At 68.3% G+C, this 13,651-nt stretch carries 18 protein-coding genes; 17 read left to right on the top strand and 1 reads right to left on the bottom strand.

What is annotated here, in order from left to right; translation table 11 throughout:
* The first annotated feature begins 44 nt into the window (after nucleotides 1–44).
* The 16 genes from rpsH (at nucleotide 45) to truA (ending at nucleotide 10,398) form a co-directional block, all read left to right on the top strand.
* Nucleotides 45–443: a 30S ribosomal protein S8 gene (gene rpsH, locus J7E86_RS02925; protein ID WP_087927570.1), complete on the top strand. Its 399-nt coding sequence runs from the start codon at nucleotides 45–47 to the stop codon at nucleotides 441–443.
* A gap of 21 nt (nucleotides 444–464) precedes the next feature.
* Nucleotides 465–1,004: a 50S ribosomal protein L6 gene (rplF, locus tag J7E86_RS02920; protein ID WP_215079438.1), complete on the top strand. Its 540-nt coding sequence runs from the start codon at nucleotides 465–467 to the stop codon at nucleotides 1,002–1,004.
* A gap of 3 nt (nucleotides 1,005–1,007) precedes the next feature.
* Nucleotides 1,008–1,391 (top strand): 50S ribosomal protein L18, encoded by a 384-nt coding sequence (gene rplR, locus J7E86_RS02915; RefSeq protein ID WP_215079436.1) that lies wholly within the window; start codon nucleotides 1,008–1,010, stop codon nucleotides 1,389–1,391.
* Nucleotides 1,392–1,437: 46 nt separating this feature from the next.
* A complete protein-coding gene (gene rpsE, locus J7E86_RS02910; protein WP_116212431.1) occupies nucleotides 1,438–2,040 on the top strand; it encodes a 30S ribosomal protein S5 in 603 nt (200 codons plus the stop codon).
* Complete coding sequence (gene rpmD, locus J7E86_RS02905) at nucleotides 2,040–2,222, top strand: 50S ribosomal protein L30 (protein WP_215079434.1); 183 nt, start codon at nucleotides 2,040–2,042, stop codon at nucleotides 2,220–2,222. Before rpsE ends, rpmD begins: the two co-directional genes overlap by 1 nt.
* A gap of 1 nt (nucleotide 2,223) precedes the next feature.
* Complete coding sequence (rplO, locus tag J7E86_RS02900) at nucleotides 2,224–2,679, top strand: 50S ribosomal protein L15 (protein WP_215079432.1); 456 nt, start codon at nucleotides 2,224–2,226, stop codon at nucleotides 2,677–2,679.
* 202 nt (nucleotides 2,680–2,881) lie between these two features.
* The gene (gene secY, locus J7E86_RS02895; protein WP_215079430.1) at nucleotides 2,882–4,195 is read left to right on the top strand and encodes a preprotein translocase subunit SecY; all 1,314 of its coding nucleotides are present in this window, start codon (nucleotides 2,882–2,884) and stop codon (nucleotides 4,193–4,195) included.
* Entirely contained in the window at nucleotides 4,195–4,851 is a 657-nt protein-coding gene (locus J7E86_RS02890; protein WP_215079428.1) for an adenylate kinase, read from the top strand. The genes secY and J7E86_RS02890 overlap by 1 nt, the downstream gene beginning before the upstream one ends.
* A 176-nt stretch (nucleotides 4,852–5,027) precedes the next feature.
* On the top strand, nucleotides 5,028–5,864 hold the full coding sequence (gene map, locus J7E86_RS02885) for a type I methionyl aminopeptidase (RefSeq protein WP_215079426.1): 837 nt from the start codon (nucleotides 5,028–5,030) through the stop codon (nucleotides 5,862–5,864).
* A gap of 340 nt (nucleotides 5,865–6,204) precedes the next feature.
* Nucleotides 6,205–6,426: a translation initiation factor IF-1 gene (gene infA, locus J7E86_RS02880; RefSeq protein WP_003956442.1), complete on the top strand. Its 222-nt coding sequence runs from the start codon at nucleotides 6,205–6,207 to the stop codon at nucleotides 6,424–6,426.
* A 60-nt stretch (nucleotides 6,427–6,486) separates the two neighbouring features.
* A complete protein-coding gene (gene rpmJ / locus J7E86_RS02875; RefSeq protein ID WP_003956441.1) occupies nucleotides 6,487–6,600 on the top strand; it encodes a 50S ribosomal protein L36 in 114 nt (37 codons plus the stop codon).
* A gap of 204 nt (nucleotides 6,601–6,804) precedes the next feature.
* The gene (gene rpsM / locus J7E86_RS02870; RefSeq protein WP_215079424.1) at nucleotides 6,805–7,185 is read left to right on the top strand and encodes a 30S ribosomal protein S13; all 381 of its coding nucleotides are present in this window, start codon (nucleotides 6,805–6,807) and stop codon (nucleotides 7,183–7,185) included.
* Between the two features lie 68 nt (nucleotides 7,186–7,253).
* A complete protein-coding gene (gene rpsK / locus J7E86_RS02865; RefSeq protein ID WP_003956432.1) occupies nucleotides 7,254–7,658 on the top strand; it encodes a 30S ribosomal protein S11 in 405 nt (134 codons plus the stop codon).
* Between the two features lie 144 nt (nucleotides 7,659–7,802).
* Nucleotides 7,803–8,825, top strand: coding sequence for a DNA-directed RNA polymerase subunit alpha (locus tag J7E86_RS02860; RefSeq protein ID WP_004946635.1), 1,023 nt, complete (start codon nucleotides 7,803–7,805; stop codon nucleotides 8,823–8,825).
* Nucleotides 8,826–8,994: 169 nt separating this feature from the next.
* Nucleotides 8,995–9,459 carry a 50S ribosomal protein L17 gene (gene rplQ, locus J7E86_RS02855; protein ID WP_215079422.1) on the top strand — a complete coding sequence of 155 codons (465 nt, stop codon included), beginning with the start codon at nucleotides 8,995–8,997 and terminating at the stop codon, nucleotides 9,457–9,459.
* 84 nt (nucleotides 9,460–9,543) lie between these two features.
* Nucleotides 9,544–10,398 carry a tRNA pseudouridine(38-40) synthase TruA gene (gene truA / locus J7E86_RS02850; protein ID WP_215079420.1) on the top strand — a complete coding sequence of 285 codons (855 nt, stop codon included), beginning with the start codon at nucleotides 9,544–9,546 and terminating at the stop codon, nucleotides 10,396–10,398.
* A gap of 100 nt (nucleotides 10,399–10,498) precedes the next feature.
* Here the strand turns inward: truA and J7E86_RS02845 are convergent, their stop codons facing one another.
* On the bottom strand, nucleotides 10,499–12,610 hold the full coding sequence (locus tag J7E86_RS02845; protein WP_215079418.1) for a glycosyltransferase family 4 protein: 2,112 nt from the start codon (nucleotides 12,608–12,610) through the stop codon (nucleotides 10,499–10,501).
* A 225-nt stretch (nucleotides 12,611–12,835) separates the two neighbouring features.
* Between J7E86_RS02845 and J7E86_RS02840 the strand changes: the two genes are divergently transcribed.
* Nucleotides 12,836–13,630 carry a hypothetical protein gene (locus J7E86_RS02840; protein ID WP_215079416.1) on the top strand — a complete coding sequence of 265 codons (795 nt, stop codon included), beginning with the start codon at nucleotides 12,836–12,838 and terminating at the stop codon, nucleotides 13,628–13,630.
* Nucleotides 13,631–13,651: the final 21 nt, after the last annotated feature.

Genomic DNA, 13,651 nt, shown 5'->3' with positions numbered 1-13,651 from the left:
TGGCGCAGATAGGAAACCACGGCGAGAGAGGCCGAAGGCCAAACATGACCATGACCGATCCGATCGCAGACATGCTGACGCGTCTGCGAAACGCTAACTCGGCATACCACGACTCCGTGTCGATGCCGCACAGCAAGATCAAGTCGCACATCGCGGAGATCCTCCAGCAGGAGGGCTACATCACCGGCTGGAAGGTCGAGGACGCCGAGGTCGGCAAGTCCCTGACCCTCGAGCTGAAGTTCGGCCCGAACCGCGAGCGCTCGATCGCCGGCATCAAGCGCATCTCGAAGCCGGGCCTGCGGGTCTACGCAAAGTCCACCAACCTGCCGAAGGTCCTCGGCGGCCTGGGCGTGGCGATCATCTCCACGTCCCACGGTCTCCTGACCGGCCAGCAGGCCAGCAAGAAGGGCGTGGGTGGGGAAGTCCTCGCCTACGTCTGGTAATCGGGAACGGAGGAATAGCCAATGTCGCGTATTGGACGGCTGCCCATCCAGGTTCCCGCTGGTGTGGACGTCACCATCGATGGCCGCACGGTGCACGTGAAGGGTCCCAAGGGCTCCCTCACGCACGCTGTCGCCGCGCCCATCGAGATCGCTAAGGACGAGGACGGCACTCTTGTCGTCTCGCGTCCGAACGACGAGCGTCAGAACAAGGCCCTGCACGGCCTGTCCCGCACGCTGGTGGCGAACATGATCACCGGCGTGACCGCGGGCTACAGCAAGGCTCTTGAGATCAGCGGTGTCGGTTACCGCGTCCAGGCGAAGGGCTCCAACCTGGAGTTCGCCCTGGGCTACAGCCACCCGATCCTGGTCGAGGCCCCCGAGGGCATCACCTTCAAGGTGGAGTCCCCGACCAAGCTCAGCGTCGAGGGCATCGACAAGCAGAAGGTCGGCGAGGTCGCCGCCAACATCCGCAAGCTTCGCAAGCCCGACCCCTACAAGGCCAAGGGCGTGAAGTATGCGGGTGAGGTCATCCGCCGCAAGGTCGGAAAGGCGGGTAAGTAAGCCATGGCATACGGTGTAAAGATCGCCAAGGGTGACGCGTACAAGCGCGCCGCCAAGAAGCGTCGTCACATCCGCATCCGTAAGAACGTGTCGGGTACGGCGGAGCGTCCGCGCCTCGTCGTGACGCGCTCGAACCGGAACATCGTTGCTCAGGTCATCGACGACCTCAAGGGTCACACCCTTGCGTCGGCGTCGACCCTGGACACCTCGATCCGCGGTGGCGAGGGCGACAAGTCCGCGCAGGCCAAGCAGGTCGGCGCGCTTGTCGCCGAGCGTGCTAAGGCTGCCGGCGTCGAGACCGTCGTGTTCGACCGCGGTGGCAACCAGTACGCCGGGCGCATTGCCGCTCTGGCGGACGCCGCCCGCGAAGCCGGGCTGAAGTTCTAAGCCCCGGTTCCGGAGCTAGCGGACGTAACAGAGAGAGGTAAATCCAATGGCTGGACCCCAGCGCCGCGGAAGCGGTGCCGGTGGCGGCGAGCGGCGGGACCGGAAGGGTCGCGACGGTGGCGCTGCCGCCGAGAAGACCGCGTACGTTGAGCGCGTTGTCGCGATCAACCGCGTCGCCAAGGTTGTCAAGGGTGGTCGCCGCTTCAGCTTCACCGCGCTGGTCGTGGTGGGCGACGGTGACGGCACCGTAGGTGTCGGATACGGCAAGGCCAAGGAAGTTCCCGCGGCCATCGCCAAGGGCGTGGAAGAGGCCAAGAAGAACTTCTTCAAGGTCCCGCGCATCCAGGGCACCATCCCGCACCCCATCCAGGGCGAGAAGGCCGCGGGCGTCGTCCTGCTCAAGCCTGCTTCCCCCGGTACCGGCGTTATCGCCGGTGGCCCGGTGCGTGCGGTGCTCGAGTGCGCCGGCGTCCACGACATCCTGTCGAAGTCGCTCGGTTCGTCGAACCCGATCAACATCGTGCACGCCACGGTGACGGCCCTCCAGGGACTTCAGCGTCCCGAGGAGATCGCCGCCCGTCGTGGCCTGCCGCTGGAGGACGTCGCCCCCGCCGCACTGCTGCGGGCGCGTGCAGGGGCGGGTGCGTAATGGCTCGCCTCAAGGTCACGCAGGTCAAGTCCTACATCGGTAGCAAGCAGAACCACCGCGACACCCTGCGTTCGCTCGGGCTCAAGCGCCTGAACGACGTGGTTGTCAAGGAGGACCGTCCCGAGTTCCGCGGCATGGTGCACACCGTCCGCCACCTCGTGACGGTTGAGGAGGTCGACTGACATGGCGGAGCAGAACCCGCTGAAGGTCCACAACCTCCGGCCCGCCCCGGGCGCCAAGACCGCCAAGACCCGTGTGGGTCGAGGCGAGGCGTCCAAGGGTAAGACCGCAGGTCGTGGCACGAAGGGCCAGAAGGCCCGTTACCAGGTTCCGGAGCGCTTCGAGGGCGGGCAGATGCCCCTCCACATGCGTCTCCCGAAGCTCAAGGGCTTCAAGAACCCGTTCCGCGTCGAGTTCCAGGTCGTGAACCTGGACAAGCTGGCCGCGCTCTACCCGCAGGGTGGCGAGGTCACGGTGGCCGATCTGGTCGCCAAGGGCGCGGTTCGTAAGAACCAGCTCGTCAAGGTGCTCGGCACCGGCGAGATCACCGTGGCGCTGCAGGTGACGGTTGACGCCGTCTCCGGCTCCGCCAAGGAGAAGATCGCCGCCGCTGGTGGCACCGTCACCGAGCTCGTCTGAGCTCGTTGATCTGACAACCGGGGATGTCCCAAAAGGGGCATCCCCGGTTGGTCGTTCCTAGGGGGGCACGGTCGCCGGTAAGGTGGCGTGCAACTGTTATCTTCCGCGCGGCCTGGGTCGTGCGGATTTTGACTGATATGTATTCGTCGATCCTCAAGACCGTCACCTCTCACGTGGCTGCGTGAGAGGCGCAGGAGGCACCGTGCTCACCGCGTTCGCCCGGGCGTTCAAGACGCCCGACCTGCGCAAGAAGCTGCTGTTCACGTTGGGCATCATGGTGCTCTTCCGGCTCGGCGCGCATGTGCCGGTGCCGGGCGTCGACTACCAGAACGTCCAGACGTGTATGGACCAGGCCCAGCGTGGTCAGGGCCTGTTCGGCCTCGTGAACATGTTCAGCGGTGGCGCGCTGCTGCAGATCACGATCTTCGCGCTCGGGATCATGCCGTACATCACGGCGAGCATCATTCTTCAGTTGCTCACCGTCGTCATCCCTCGACTGGAAGCCCTCAAGAAGGAGGGACAGTCGGGGCAGGCCAAGATCACGCAGTACACGCGTTATCTGACCGTGGCACTCGCGGTGCTCCAGGGCACCGGCCTGGTGGCCACCGCGCGCAGCGGTGCCCTCTTCGGTAACTGCACGGTGGGCAACCAGATCGTGCCCAACCAGTCGATCTTCACCACGGTCACCATGGTCATCACCATGACCGCGGGCACCGCGCTGATCATGTGGCTCGGTGAGCTCGTCACCGACCGCGGCATCGGCAACGGCATGTCGATCCTGATGTTCACGTCCATCGCCGCCGGCTTCCCCAGCGGCCTGTGGGGCATCAAGCTCCAGGGCAAGCTGATGGGCGGCTGGCTGGAGTTCGCGCTGGTCATCATCTGCGGCCTGGCCATGGTCGCGCTGGTGGTCTTCGTGGAGCAGGCCCAGCGCCGGATCCCGGTCCAGTACGCCAAGCGCATGATCGGCCGCCGGTCCTACGGCGGCACGTCCACCTACATCCCGCTCAAGGTGAACCAGGCGGGCGTGATCCCGGTCATCTTCGCCTCGTCGCTGCTCTACATCCCGGCGCTGCTCGTGCAGTTCACCGGCTCCAAGGCCGGCTGGGCGAACTGGGTCAACGCCAACCTGGTCAAGGGTGACCACCCGATCTACATGGTCACCTACTTCCTGCTGATCGTCTTCTTCGCCTTCTTCTACGTCGCCATCTCCTTCAACCCCGAAGAAGTTGCCGACAACATGAAGAAGTATGGTGGGTTCATTCCGGGCATCCGGGCTGGTCGTCCCACCGCGGAGTACCTGAGCTACGTGCTGAACCGCATCACGTGGCCGGGCTCGCTCTATCTGGGGCTGATCGCCCTGGTGCCCACGGTGGCACTGGTCACACTCAACGCGAACCAGAACTTCCCGTTCGGGGGAACCAGCATCCTGATCATCGTGGGTGTCGGTCTGGAGACTGTGAAGCAGATCGAGAGCCAGCTTCAGCAGCGCAACTACGAAGGGTTCCTCCGCTGATGCGAATCGTCCTCGTCGGGCCGCCCGGCGCCGGCAAGGGTACGCAGGCCGCGTACCTCGCCAAGAACCTCGCGATCCCGCACATCTCGACGGGTGACCTTTTCCGGGCGAACATCAGCCAGGGCACGCCGCTCGGCCAGAAGGCCCAGGAGTACATGCGGGCCGGCCAGCTGGTGCCGGACGAGGTCACCATCGGGATGGCCAAGGACCGCATGCAGCAGTCGGACGCCGTCGGCGGTTTCCTGCTGGACGGCTTCCCGCGCAACCTGGCCCAGGCCGAGGCGCTGGACGGGATCCTCAAGGCCGACGACCTCAAGCTGGACGCCGTCCTGGACCTGGAGGTCCCGGAGGACGAGGTCGTCAAGCGGATCGCCGGTCGCCGGATGTGCCGCAAGGACAGCAGCCACATCTTCCACGTGATCTACAACCCGCCGGCGGCCGAGGGTGTCTGTGACGCCTGCGGCGGCGAGCTGTACCAGCGCGAGGACGACAGTGAGGACACCGTCCGCAAGCGGCTGGAGGTCTACCACAGCGAGACCGAGCCGATCATCGACTACTACAAGGCCCAGGGCCTGGTGGTGACGATCTCGGCGCTCGGCAAGGTCGCCGAGGTCACGCAGCGGGCGATGGCCGCCCTGGAGCGCGACAACGCCTGAACAGCGAGCTGATTACGGCCGCGGTGCCCCTCGGGGCGCCGCGGCCGTAGTGTTGTGCTGTGCGCCCTGCGCGGGCCGGCGGAGCCCGGAGCGCCCGGCCGGGCAGCTACCCGGGCCGCACGAGAAGCACCGTAGACGTCACGTGGAAGCCACGTGCAGCCGAGAAAGGCACCCCCATGGTCGAGATCAAGACCCCGGACCAGATCGCGAAGATGCGCGAGGCGGGGCTGGTCGTCGCCGCCATCCACGCGGCCACCCGGGCGGCGGCCGTGCCGGGTGCCACCACCAAGGATCTGGACGACGTCGCCCGCAAGGTGCTGGCCGAGCACGGCGCCAAGTCGAACTTCCTCGGCTACGGCGGCTTCCCCGCCACGATCTGCACCTCGGTGAACGAGGTCGTCGTGCACGGCATCCCGGACACGAAGACCGTCCTGAAGGACGGCGACATCATCTCCATCGACGCGGGCGCGATCGTGGACGGCTGGCACGGCGACGCCGCCTTCACGGCCTTCGTGGGCACCGGTCACGCTCCGGAGCTGCTGGAGCTCTCCCGGGTGACCGAGGAGTCGATGTGGGCCGGCATCGCCGCCGTGAAGAACGGCAACCGCCTGGTGGACATCTCCAAGGCCATCGAGGGCTACATCCGCCGCCAGCCCCGCCCGGCCACCGGGAAGTACGGGATCATCGAGGACTACGGCGGGCACGGCATCGGCTCCGAGATGCACATGGACCCGCACCTGCTGAACTACGTCTCGCGCAAGCGCGGCAAGGGCCCCAAGCTCGTCCCCGGCTTCTGCATCGCGATCGAGCCCATGGTGAGCCTGGGCACCGCCCGGACCCACGTCCTGGAGGACGACTGGACGGTCCTCACGGACGACCTGACCTGGTCCTCCCACTGGGAGCACTCCGTCGCCCTGACGGAGCAGGGCCCGCTGGTGCTCACGGCGGTGGACGGCGGCAAGGCCAAGCTGGCGGAGTACGGGGTGACGGCGGCGCCGGATCCGCTGGCGTAGGCACCGGCTCTTTTCGGCATCGGCCACCGCCTCGCCGGACGGCGTCCGGCGCAGCCGCTCGAAGCTTGTGAGGCGCCTTGGCGCCGAGCCCGCGAGAGGGGCGTGTGGAGGATTCCACGGCGGCAAGGCCAAGCTGGCGGAGTACGGGGTGACGGCGGCGCCGGATCCGCTGGCGTAACTGCCGCTTAAGGATCAACGCGGCTGGGCAATGACCCTGGATTAGTCTTTCGGGTTGCCCTGACGTAGACTGACGCGTCGGCTCTCGTGTATCCGCATGCCTGCGTTCGTATGGCACGTGTATACGAGAGTTGATCAAGGTAGCCGATTCGAAAGGCGAAGCGTGGCCAAGAAGCAAGGTGCCATCGAGATCGAGGGCACCGTGATCGAGTCTCTGCCGAACGCGATGTTCAAGGTAGAACTCCAGAACGGTCACAAAGTCCTCGCGCACATCAGCGGCAAGATGCGGATGCACTACATCCGCATCCTCCCGGATGACCGGGTCGTCGTGGAGCTCTCTCCCTACGACCTGACGCGTGGCCGGATCGTCTACCGCTACAAGTAGATCTTGTCGATGCCCCGCTACCGCGGGGTGACGGCACTGACCCGGAGAACCTGACATCCCATGAAGGTCAAGCCGAGCGTCAAGAAGATCTGCGACAAGTGCAAGGTGATCCGCCGTCACGGCCGGGTCATGGTCATCTGCGACAACCTGCGCCACAAGCAGCGCCAGGGCTGACGCAGAACCTGCACTCCGCAGTTACTTCGCGCGACGCATAGCAACGTACATAAGCAGAGCCCGTCAGCCACGGCTGGCGACACCTCCGGCGGGGGCCGGGGACTCGGGACGTACCACCCCTCTTGTTCAAGTCTTGATCAAGGGCGGTCGGCGGTCGGGAGTGGCGCTGTGGAAGACCCCCGAATATCAAACTGGAGCCAGTAAATGGCACGCGTTTCCGGTGTTGACATCCCGCGCGACAAGCGCGTGGAGGTCGCACTCACCTACGTCTTCGGTATCGGCCGCACCCAGTCGCAGGCGACTCTCGCCGCGACCGGTGTGAACCCGAACAGCCGCGTTCGTGACCTTCCCGAAGAGGACCTGGTCAAGATCCGCGAGTACGTGGACGCCAACCTCAAGACCGAGGGTGACCTCCGCCGCGAGATCCAGGCCGACATCCGCCGCAAGGTAGAGATCGGCTGCTACCAGGGTCTGCGTCACCGTCGTGGCCTGCCGGTCCACGGTCAGCGCACCAGCACGAACGCTCGTACCCGCAAGGGCCCGCGTCGCGCGATCGCCGGCAAGAAGAAGCCGGGCAAGAAGTAGTCCTCAGCGGACGCTCACCAGCGGTCTTCGCTGTAGGACCGATCACCTCCACTCCACAGGAGTAAGACATGCCCCCCAAGGGTCGTCAGGGCGCAGCCAAGAAGGTGCGTCGCAAGGAAAAGAAGAACGTCGCTCACGGCCACGCGCACATCAAGAGCACGTTCAACAACACCATCGTGTCGATCACGGACCCTTCGGGCAACGTGATCTCCTGGGCCTCCGCCGGCCACGTCGGCTTCAAGGGCTCCCGCAAGTCCACTCCGTTCGCCGCGCAGATGGCCGCCGAGTCGGCTGCCCGTCGCGCGCAGGAGCACGGCATGCGCAAGGTCGACGTCTTCGTCAAGGGCCCGGGTTCCGGTCGTGAGACCGCCATCCGCTCGCTCCAGGCGACCGGCCTCGAGGTTGGCTCCATCCAGGACGTCACCCCGACCCCGCACAACGGCTGCCGTCCCCCGAAGCGCCGCCGCGTCTGATCCATCGGGCCGCGAGGCCCGCTGATCATCGCGCCGCTTCGTACGGCACACGGGCGGTACGGCTCTTCGGGGCCGTATCGCCCGTACCCTTGTAGTACCTCAGGACATCAAATAGTGGGTGTCCATGACTGAAGGATTCATCGCATGCTGATCGCTCAGCGCCCCTCGCTGACCGAAGAGGTCGTCGACGAGTTCCGCTCCCGGTTCGTGATCGAGCCGCTGGAGCCGGGCTTCGGCTACACCCTCGGCAACTCCCTGCGTCGTACGCTCCTCTCCTCGATCCCGGGTGCGGCGGTCACGTCCATCCGCATCGACGGTGTCCTGCACGAGTTCACCACCGTGCCGGGCGTCAAGGAGGACGTCACCGACCTCATCCTGAACATCAAGCAGCTGGTCGTCTCCTCGGAGCACGACGAGCCGGTCGTGATGTACCTGCGCAAGCAGGGTCCGGGTCTGGTCACCGCCGCCGACATCGCCCCGCCGGCCGGCGTCGAGGTTCACAACCCCGACCTGGTCCTGGCGACCCTGAACGCCAAGGGCAAGCTGGAGATGGAGCTGACCGTCGAGCGCGGTCGCGGCTACGTCTCCGCCGTCCAGAACAAGCAGGTGGGCCAGGAGATCGGCCGTATCCCGGTCGACTCCATCTACTCGCCGGTTCTCAAGGTCACCTACAAGGTCGAGGCGACCCGTGTCGAGCAGCGCACCGACTTCGACAAGCTGATCGTCGACGTCGAGACCAAGCAGGCCATGCGCCCGCGCGACGCCATGGCGTCCGCCGGTAAGACCCTGGTCGAGCTGTTCGGTCTTGCCCGCGAGCTCAACATCGACGCCGAGGGCATCGACATGGGCCCGTCCCCGACGGACGCCGCCCTTGCCGCCGACCTGGCGCTGCCGATCGAGGAGCTCGAGCTCACGGTCCGCTCGTACAACTGCCTCAAGCGCGAGGGCATCCACTCCGTGGGTGAGCTCGTCGCCCGCTCCGAGGCCGACCTGCTCGACATCCGCAACTTCGGTGCGAAGTCGATCGACGAGGTCAAGGCGAAGCTGGCCGGCATGGGCCTGGCCCTCAAGGACAGCCCGCCCGGATTCGACCCGACCGCCGCCGCGGACGCGTTTGGCGCCGACGACGACGCGGACGCGGGTTTCGTGGAGACCGAGCAGTACTGAGTCCCGTCGCACGGGGCTGAGGCTTTGTCCTCAATCGCCGGACGGGCTGAATTGGGCCCTGCCTGATGCAGCCCGCCCGGCCGCTTCACAGACTTCTGGTGGGCAACCGCCCGCTGGGACCTGACACCGGTACCTGATACGGCCGGTGCAGAGAACAAGGAGAAACACCATGCCGCGTCCCACCAAGGGTGCCCGTCTGGGCGGCGGTGCCGCGCACGAGAAGCTGCTGCTGGCGAACCTCGCCAAGGCGCTCTTCGAGCACGGCCGCATCACCACCACCGAGGCCAAGGCTCGCCGCCTGCGCCCGGTCGCCGAGCGTCTGATCACCAAGGCGAAGAAGGGCGACATCCACAACCGTCGCCAGGTGCTGCAGACGATCACGGACAAGAGCATCGTGCACACGCTGTTCACCGAGATCGGTCCGGGCTTCGCCGAGCGTCCGGGTGGTTACACCCGCATCACGAAGATCGGCAACCGTCGTGGCGACAACGCCCCGATGGCCGTGATCGAGCTCGTCGAGCGCGAGATCGCCAAGAAGGCGACCGTCGCCGAGGCCGAGGCCGCCACCAAGCGTGCGGTCAAGGAGTCCGAGGCTGCTGCCGAGGCTCCGGCCGAGGAGTCCAAGGACGCCTGACGCACGTCATGTGTGTGTGGACGCGGGTCCGCTCCCTTTTGGGGGAGCGGGCCCGTTCCGCGTAAGTGGGAGAGGGAACTTTCGGTGAGTGACGAGGTGGCGCCCGGCTTTGTGCGGGTGCGGCTGGACCTGTCGTACGACGGCAAGGATTTTTCCGGCTGGGCCAAGCAGCGTTCGGGTCTGCGTACCGTGCAGGGCGAGATCGAGGACGCGCTCCGGACGGTGACCCGGTCGTCCGAGACCCATGAGCTGACGGTCGCGGGCCGTACGGACTCGGGCGTGCACGCGCGCGGGCAGGTCGCGCACGTCGACCTGCCGGCGGAGGTGTGGGCCGAGCACGAGGAGAAGCTGCTGCGGCGGCTCGCCGGCCGGCTGTCGCACGACGTGCGGGTGTGGAAGGTCGCGGAGGCGCCGGCCGGATTCAACGCGCGCTTCTCGGCGATCTGGCGCCGGTACGCCTACCGGGTCACCGACCACATCGGCGGTGTCGACCCGCTGCTGCGCGGTCATGTCCTGTGGCACGACTGGCCGTTGGACGTCGACGCGATGAACGCCGCCTCGCGCGCGCTGGTCGGGGAGCACGACTTCGCCGCGTACTGCAAGAAGCGCGAGGGTGCGACGACCATCCGTACGCTCCAGCAGCTGAGTTGGGAGCGGGACGCCTCCGGCGTCATCACCGCGACCGTACGGGCGGACGCCTTCTGCCACAACATGGTGCGCTCGCTGGTGGGCGCGCTGCTGTTCGTCGGTGACGGGCACCGGCCGGTCGACTGGCCGGGCAAGGTGCTGGGCGCGCGGGTGCGGGATTCGGCTGTGCACGTGGTGCGGCCGCACGGGTTGACGCTTGAAGAGGTCGGGTATCCGGCCGACTCCGAGCTGGCCGCGCGGAATCTCGCGGCGCGTAACAAGCGCACTCTTCCCGGTGCGGGGTGCTGTTAGAAATCGGGGCGCTGCCCCGGACCCGGTCCTCGATCGCCGGACGGGCCGGAAGGGCCGGGGCGGGCTGTCGTGGTGACGGCCCGCCCCGGCTGATGTTCCGTCAGACCCCGTCCGGCACCGGGCAGCTGACCGCCAGGTCGCTGTTGACCGTGAAGTACGGCTTGATGCCGTCGACCTTCGGGTAGAGGTCCGTCTTGTTCCGGTCGACGATGTCGCCGACGAGCCTGGCGATCTTGATCGGCTCGGCGTCCGGGGTCGGCCGCAGGGTCAGGTCCCAGACGGTGTTCTCCTCGCCGGCGCGGGCGGCGCGCAGCTCCGCGTACGGCAGGGTCACGCTGAAGGATCCCGCGTCCACGACGGTGACCTGCGCCGTCACCTTCTCGGCGCCCTCGACGCGCGGGGTGCAGACCACGATCGGGTTGCTCTCGGAGGTGAACTCCGTGCCGTGCAGGGTGCCTTCGACGGTCAGCGTCGTCTCGTTCTGGCGTACCGCGCGGGCCTCGGCGTGCGCGGGGCGGTGCCAGGCGCGCAGGGCGAGGAAGCCGTCGACCGTCGGGTAGGGCACCCACCAGGTGAAGGGGGCGTCGGACAGCGGCTCCAGCTCGACCAGGCCGCGGCCCTCGGCGAGGTGCGAGACCACGCGGCGGCGGGCGCCGTCGTCGCCGCGGACGACGTGGAGGTCCCAGCGGCCCTCGCCGAGCCGCAGCTCGCGGCGGTCGAGGACGGCGGTCCAAGGGCCCTTGGGGGTGGCCGGTGCCTGGAGGGGCACGCTGACGGGCTTGCCCTCCTTGCGCCGGGTGACCGTCAGGGAGAGCTTCTCGCCGGAGAGGCCCTTGCGGTCGACCGAGACGATGATGTCGCCGTTCGCGTCGACGCGGCAGGAGGCCGTGCAGCGCAGCGGCTTGCGGACGATGTCCTTGATGGCGGCCTTGACCGGCGGGGTGGCGGGCCTGGCCACGCCGCGCCGCAGCGGCCGCAGCAGCTTGCCGGCGGTGCGGCGGAGCACCTTCGACAGCGGCAGGGGCGCGGGCTCGCGCTCTCCCGCGGTGCTCTCGGTGGTGCCGGTGTCGCCGCCGAGGCTCGCGATGAGGTCCTCGTACTGGCGGGCGATGGAGTCCGGGTGGTAGCGCTCGGCGGAGATCCGGGCCGCCTGGCCCATGGTCCGCCGCAGCTCGTCGTCCTCGATGAGCTTGAGCAGGCCCTTGGCGATGCCGTCGGTGTCGCCGACGGGGACGAGCAGGCCGTCGTGGCCGTCGCTGATGATCTCGCCGGGCCCGTGCGGGCAGTCGGTGGCGACGACGGGGACGCCACAGTGCATGGCCTCGACGATGGTCATGCCGAAGGATTCGTAGGAGGAGGTCACGGCGGCGACGGCGCCCTTGGCCCACTCGGTCTCGATGGGGGAGTGGGCGCCCATGAGCGCGATGTGCTCGCTCAGCCCGAGGGCGTCGATCCGGTCGCGCAGGGCGGCGCGCTCGGGGCCGCGGCCGTAGATGCGCAGCTTCCAGTCGGGGCGTTCGGCGACGACCTTGGCGAAGGCGTCGACGAGCAGGTCGTAGCGCTTGACGGAGATCAGCCGGCCCGCGGCGACGATCAGTTTCGACGTGCCGTCGGACGGCTCGACGGCGGGCGCGGGGACGGCGTTGGGCAGCGCGACGATACGGGCGCGGGCCTCGGGCAGCCGCTCGCGGTGCACGGCGGCGTCGGCCTCGGAGACGGTGGTGTGGGCGTCCAGGAGCGCTATCGCGGTGTCCTGCGCGGCGCGCAGGTCCGGGGCGTGGGCGCCGTGGATGAGGTGCTCCTGGCCGATGCGGAGGTAGCGGCGCTCGGTGGCGAGGCGGGTCAGGTAGACCAGCAGGCCGGGCCGGGTGGCGACCACGACGTCGGCGTCGGTGGCCGCGAGGTACTGCGCGACGCGCAGGTCGGCGAGGCGGGTGAACGCGGTGAGCCCGCTTTCGGGGGCCGGTAAGAGTGCGCTGGGCTGCTGCTGGAGCTCGTTGTCCGCCTCGGACCCCGGGGCGTCCTTGCGGATGTCGATCAGAGAGGTGAGCGTGACCCGGCCGGTCGCGGGCAGTTTCGGCGCGTCCGCGGAGCGGTAGACCGAGGCGATCTCCACGTCGTGGCGGGCGGCGAGCGCGCCGGCGAGGTTGGCCGTGGCGCGGATGGTGCCGCCGATGCCGTAGGCGTTGTGGATGAGAAACGCGATCTTCATGAGCGTCCCGGCGCGCGCACCCCCCCCGGGACGCCACGTCGGCCCCTCCCTGCCGCAGTGAATGAACCACGCGGGCGGAATGGGCCCGCTTGTTCGGGTGAGCGAACTGTAGGCGGAGCCACAAAGGATCTGTCAAGCGGACGGATCGGACAGCAGTTCAGAGGGTAACCGTCCATCCGGGCGTGGCGAAGAGACGCACCCCATGGGCGCTGGGAGGGTGGGCACGTGAAGGCGATGGTGGCGGTCTCCGCGGTCGTGGCCCTCGGGCTGGCCGCCGGGTGCAGTGGCAGTGACGACGCCGGGCGGCCCGGCCGGGCGGCGGGCGGCCGGGGCGAGGGCAAGGACACCCGCGACGCCGTGCGGGTGCTGAGCCCGGCGCAGCTCCAGCACGTCGAGCTCGGCCCGCACGAGGTCCCCGGCTTCCAGATCGAGAAGGCGTCCACGGGGGCGGCCGGCCACGGCAGGCCCGGCACGGACCGCGCGGCGTGCCGGCCGCTCGTCGACGCCCTGGGCTCGCAGCCCCGGCCCCAGCCCGTCGCGTCCGTCGTGAACACCTTCGCCAAGGCGGGCGAGGGCATGGACTTCGAGGGCCTGATGGGCATGATCCGCGTCTCGGCGTACGGGCGCGACGGCGCGGCCACCACGCTGCGGGACCTGCGGTCGGCCGCCACCGAGTGCGCGGACGGCTTCGGGATGCGTACGGGCGAGGGCGAGCCGCAGGAGTTCTCGTCGGTACGGACGCTGGGGGCGCCGGAGGTGGGCGACGAGGCGGTGGCGTACCGCCTGGAGAACGCGGCGGAACGGGCGCCGAGCCTGATCACGGTGGTGCGCTCGGGCAGCACGCTGGCGATGTTCTTCGCGACGAGCCTGTCGGATCCGGGGGACGTGGAGATCCCGCGGGAGCTGGTGCGGGCGCAGGTGGAGAAGGTGGAAGTGGCGGAACGGAAGGCCCCGACGGTGCCGCCGCCGCCGGCTTCGGGGGCGGGGGAGGGGGGTGAGGCGGGGGACAGTGCGGGCTGAATGTGGCGGGGTGTTTGCCCT

The sequence above is a fragment of the Streptomyces sp. ISL-11 genome, assembly GCF_018614525.1.
Lineage (GTDB): Bacteria > Actinomycetota > Actinomycetes > Streptomycetales > Streptomycetaceae > Streptomyces.
Note: the sequence above shows the minus strand (reverse complement) of the source record. Positions and strands in the feature narration are given on the sequence as shown.

Bases quoted from the DNA above. Each gene is read 5' to 3' on its own strand.
- rpsH (WP_087927570.1), top strand. From the start codon at position 45: ATGACCATGACCGATCCGATCGCAGACATGCTGACGCGTCTGCGAAAC.
- rplF (WP_215079438.1), top strand. From the start codon at position 465: ATGTCGCGTATTGGACGGCTGCCCATCCAGGTTCCCGCTGGTGTGGAC.
- rplR (WP_215079436.1), top strand. From the start codon at position 1,008: ATGGCATACGGTGTAAAGATCGCCAAGGGTGACGCGTACAAGCGCGCC.
- rpsE (WP_116212431.1), top strand. From the start codon at position 1,438: ATGGCTGGACCCCAGCGCCGCGGAAGCGGTGCCGGTGGCGGCGAGCGG.
- rpmD (WP_215079434.1), top strand. From the start codon at position 2,040: ATGGCTCGCCTCAAGGTCACGCAGGTCAAGTCCTACATCGGTAGCAAG.
- rplO (WP_215079432.1), top strand. From the start codon at position 2,224: ATGGCGGAGCAGAACCCGCTGAAGGTCCACAACCTCCGGCCCGCCCCG.
- J7E86_RS02890 (WP_215079428.1), top strand. From the start codon at position 4,195: ATGCGAATCGTCCTCGTCGGGCCGCCCGGCGCCGGCAAGGGTACGCAG.
- map (WP_215079426.1), top strand. From the start codon at position 5,028: ATGGTCGAGATCAAGACCCCGGACCAGATCGCGAAGATGCGCGAGGCG.
- rpmJ (WP_003956441.1), top strand. From the start codon at position 6,487: ATGAAGGTCAAGCCGAGCGTCAAGAAGATCTGCGACAAGTGCAAGGTG.
- rpsM (WP_215079424.1), top strand. From the start codon at position 6,805: ATGGCACGCGTTTCCGGTGTTGACATCCCGCGCGACAAGCGCGTGGAG.
- rpsK (WP_003956432.1), top strand. From the start codon at position 7,254: ATGCCCCCCAAGGGTCGTCAGGGCGCAGCCAAGAAGGTGCGTCGCAAG.
- J7E86_RS02860 (WP_004946635.1), top strand. From the start codon at position 7,803: ATGCTGATCGCTCAGCGCCCCTCGCTGACCGAAGAGGTCGTCGACGAG.
- rplQ (WP_215079422.1), top strand. From the start codon at position 8,995: ATGCCGCGTCCCACCAAGGGTGCCCGTCTGGGCGGCGGTGCCGCGCAC.
- J7E86_RS02845 (WP_215079418.1), bottom strand. From the start codon at position 12,610: ATGAAGATCGCGTTTCTCATCCACAACGCCTACGGCATCGGCGGCACC.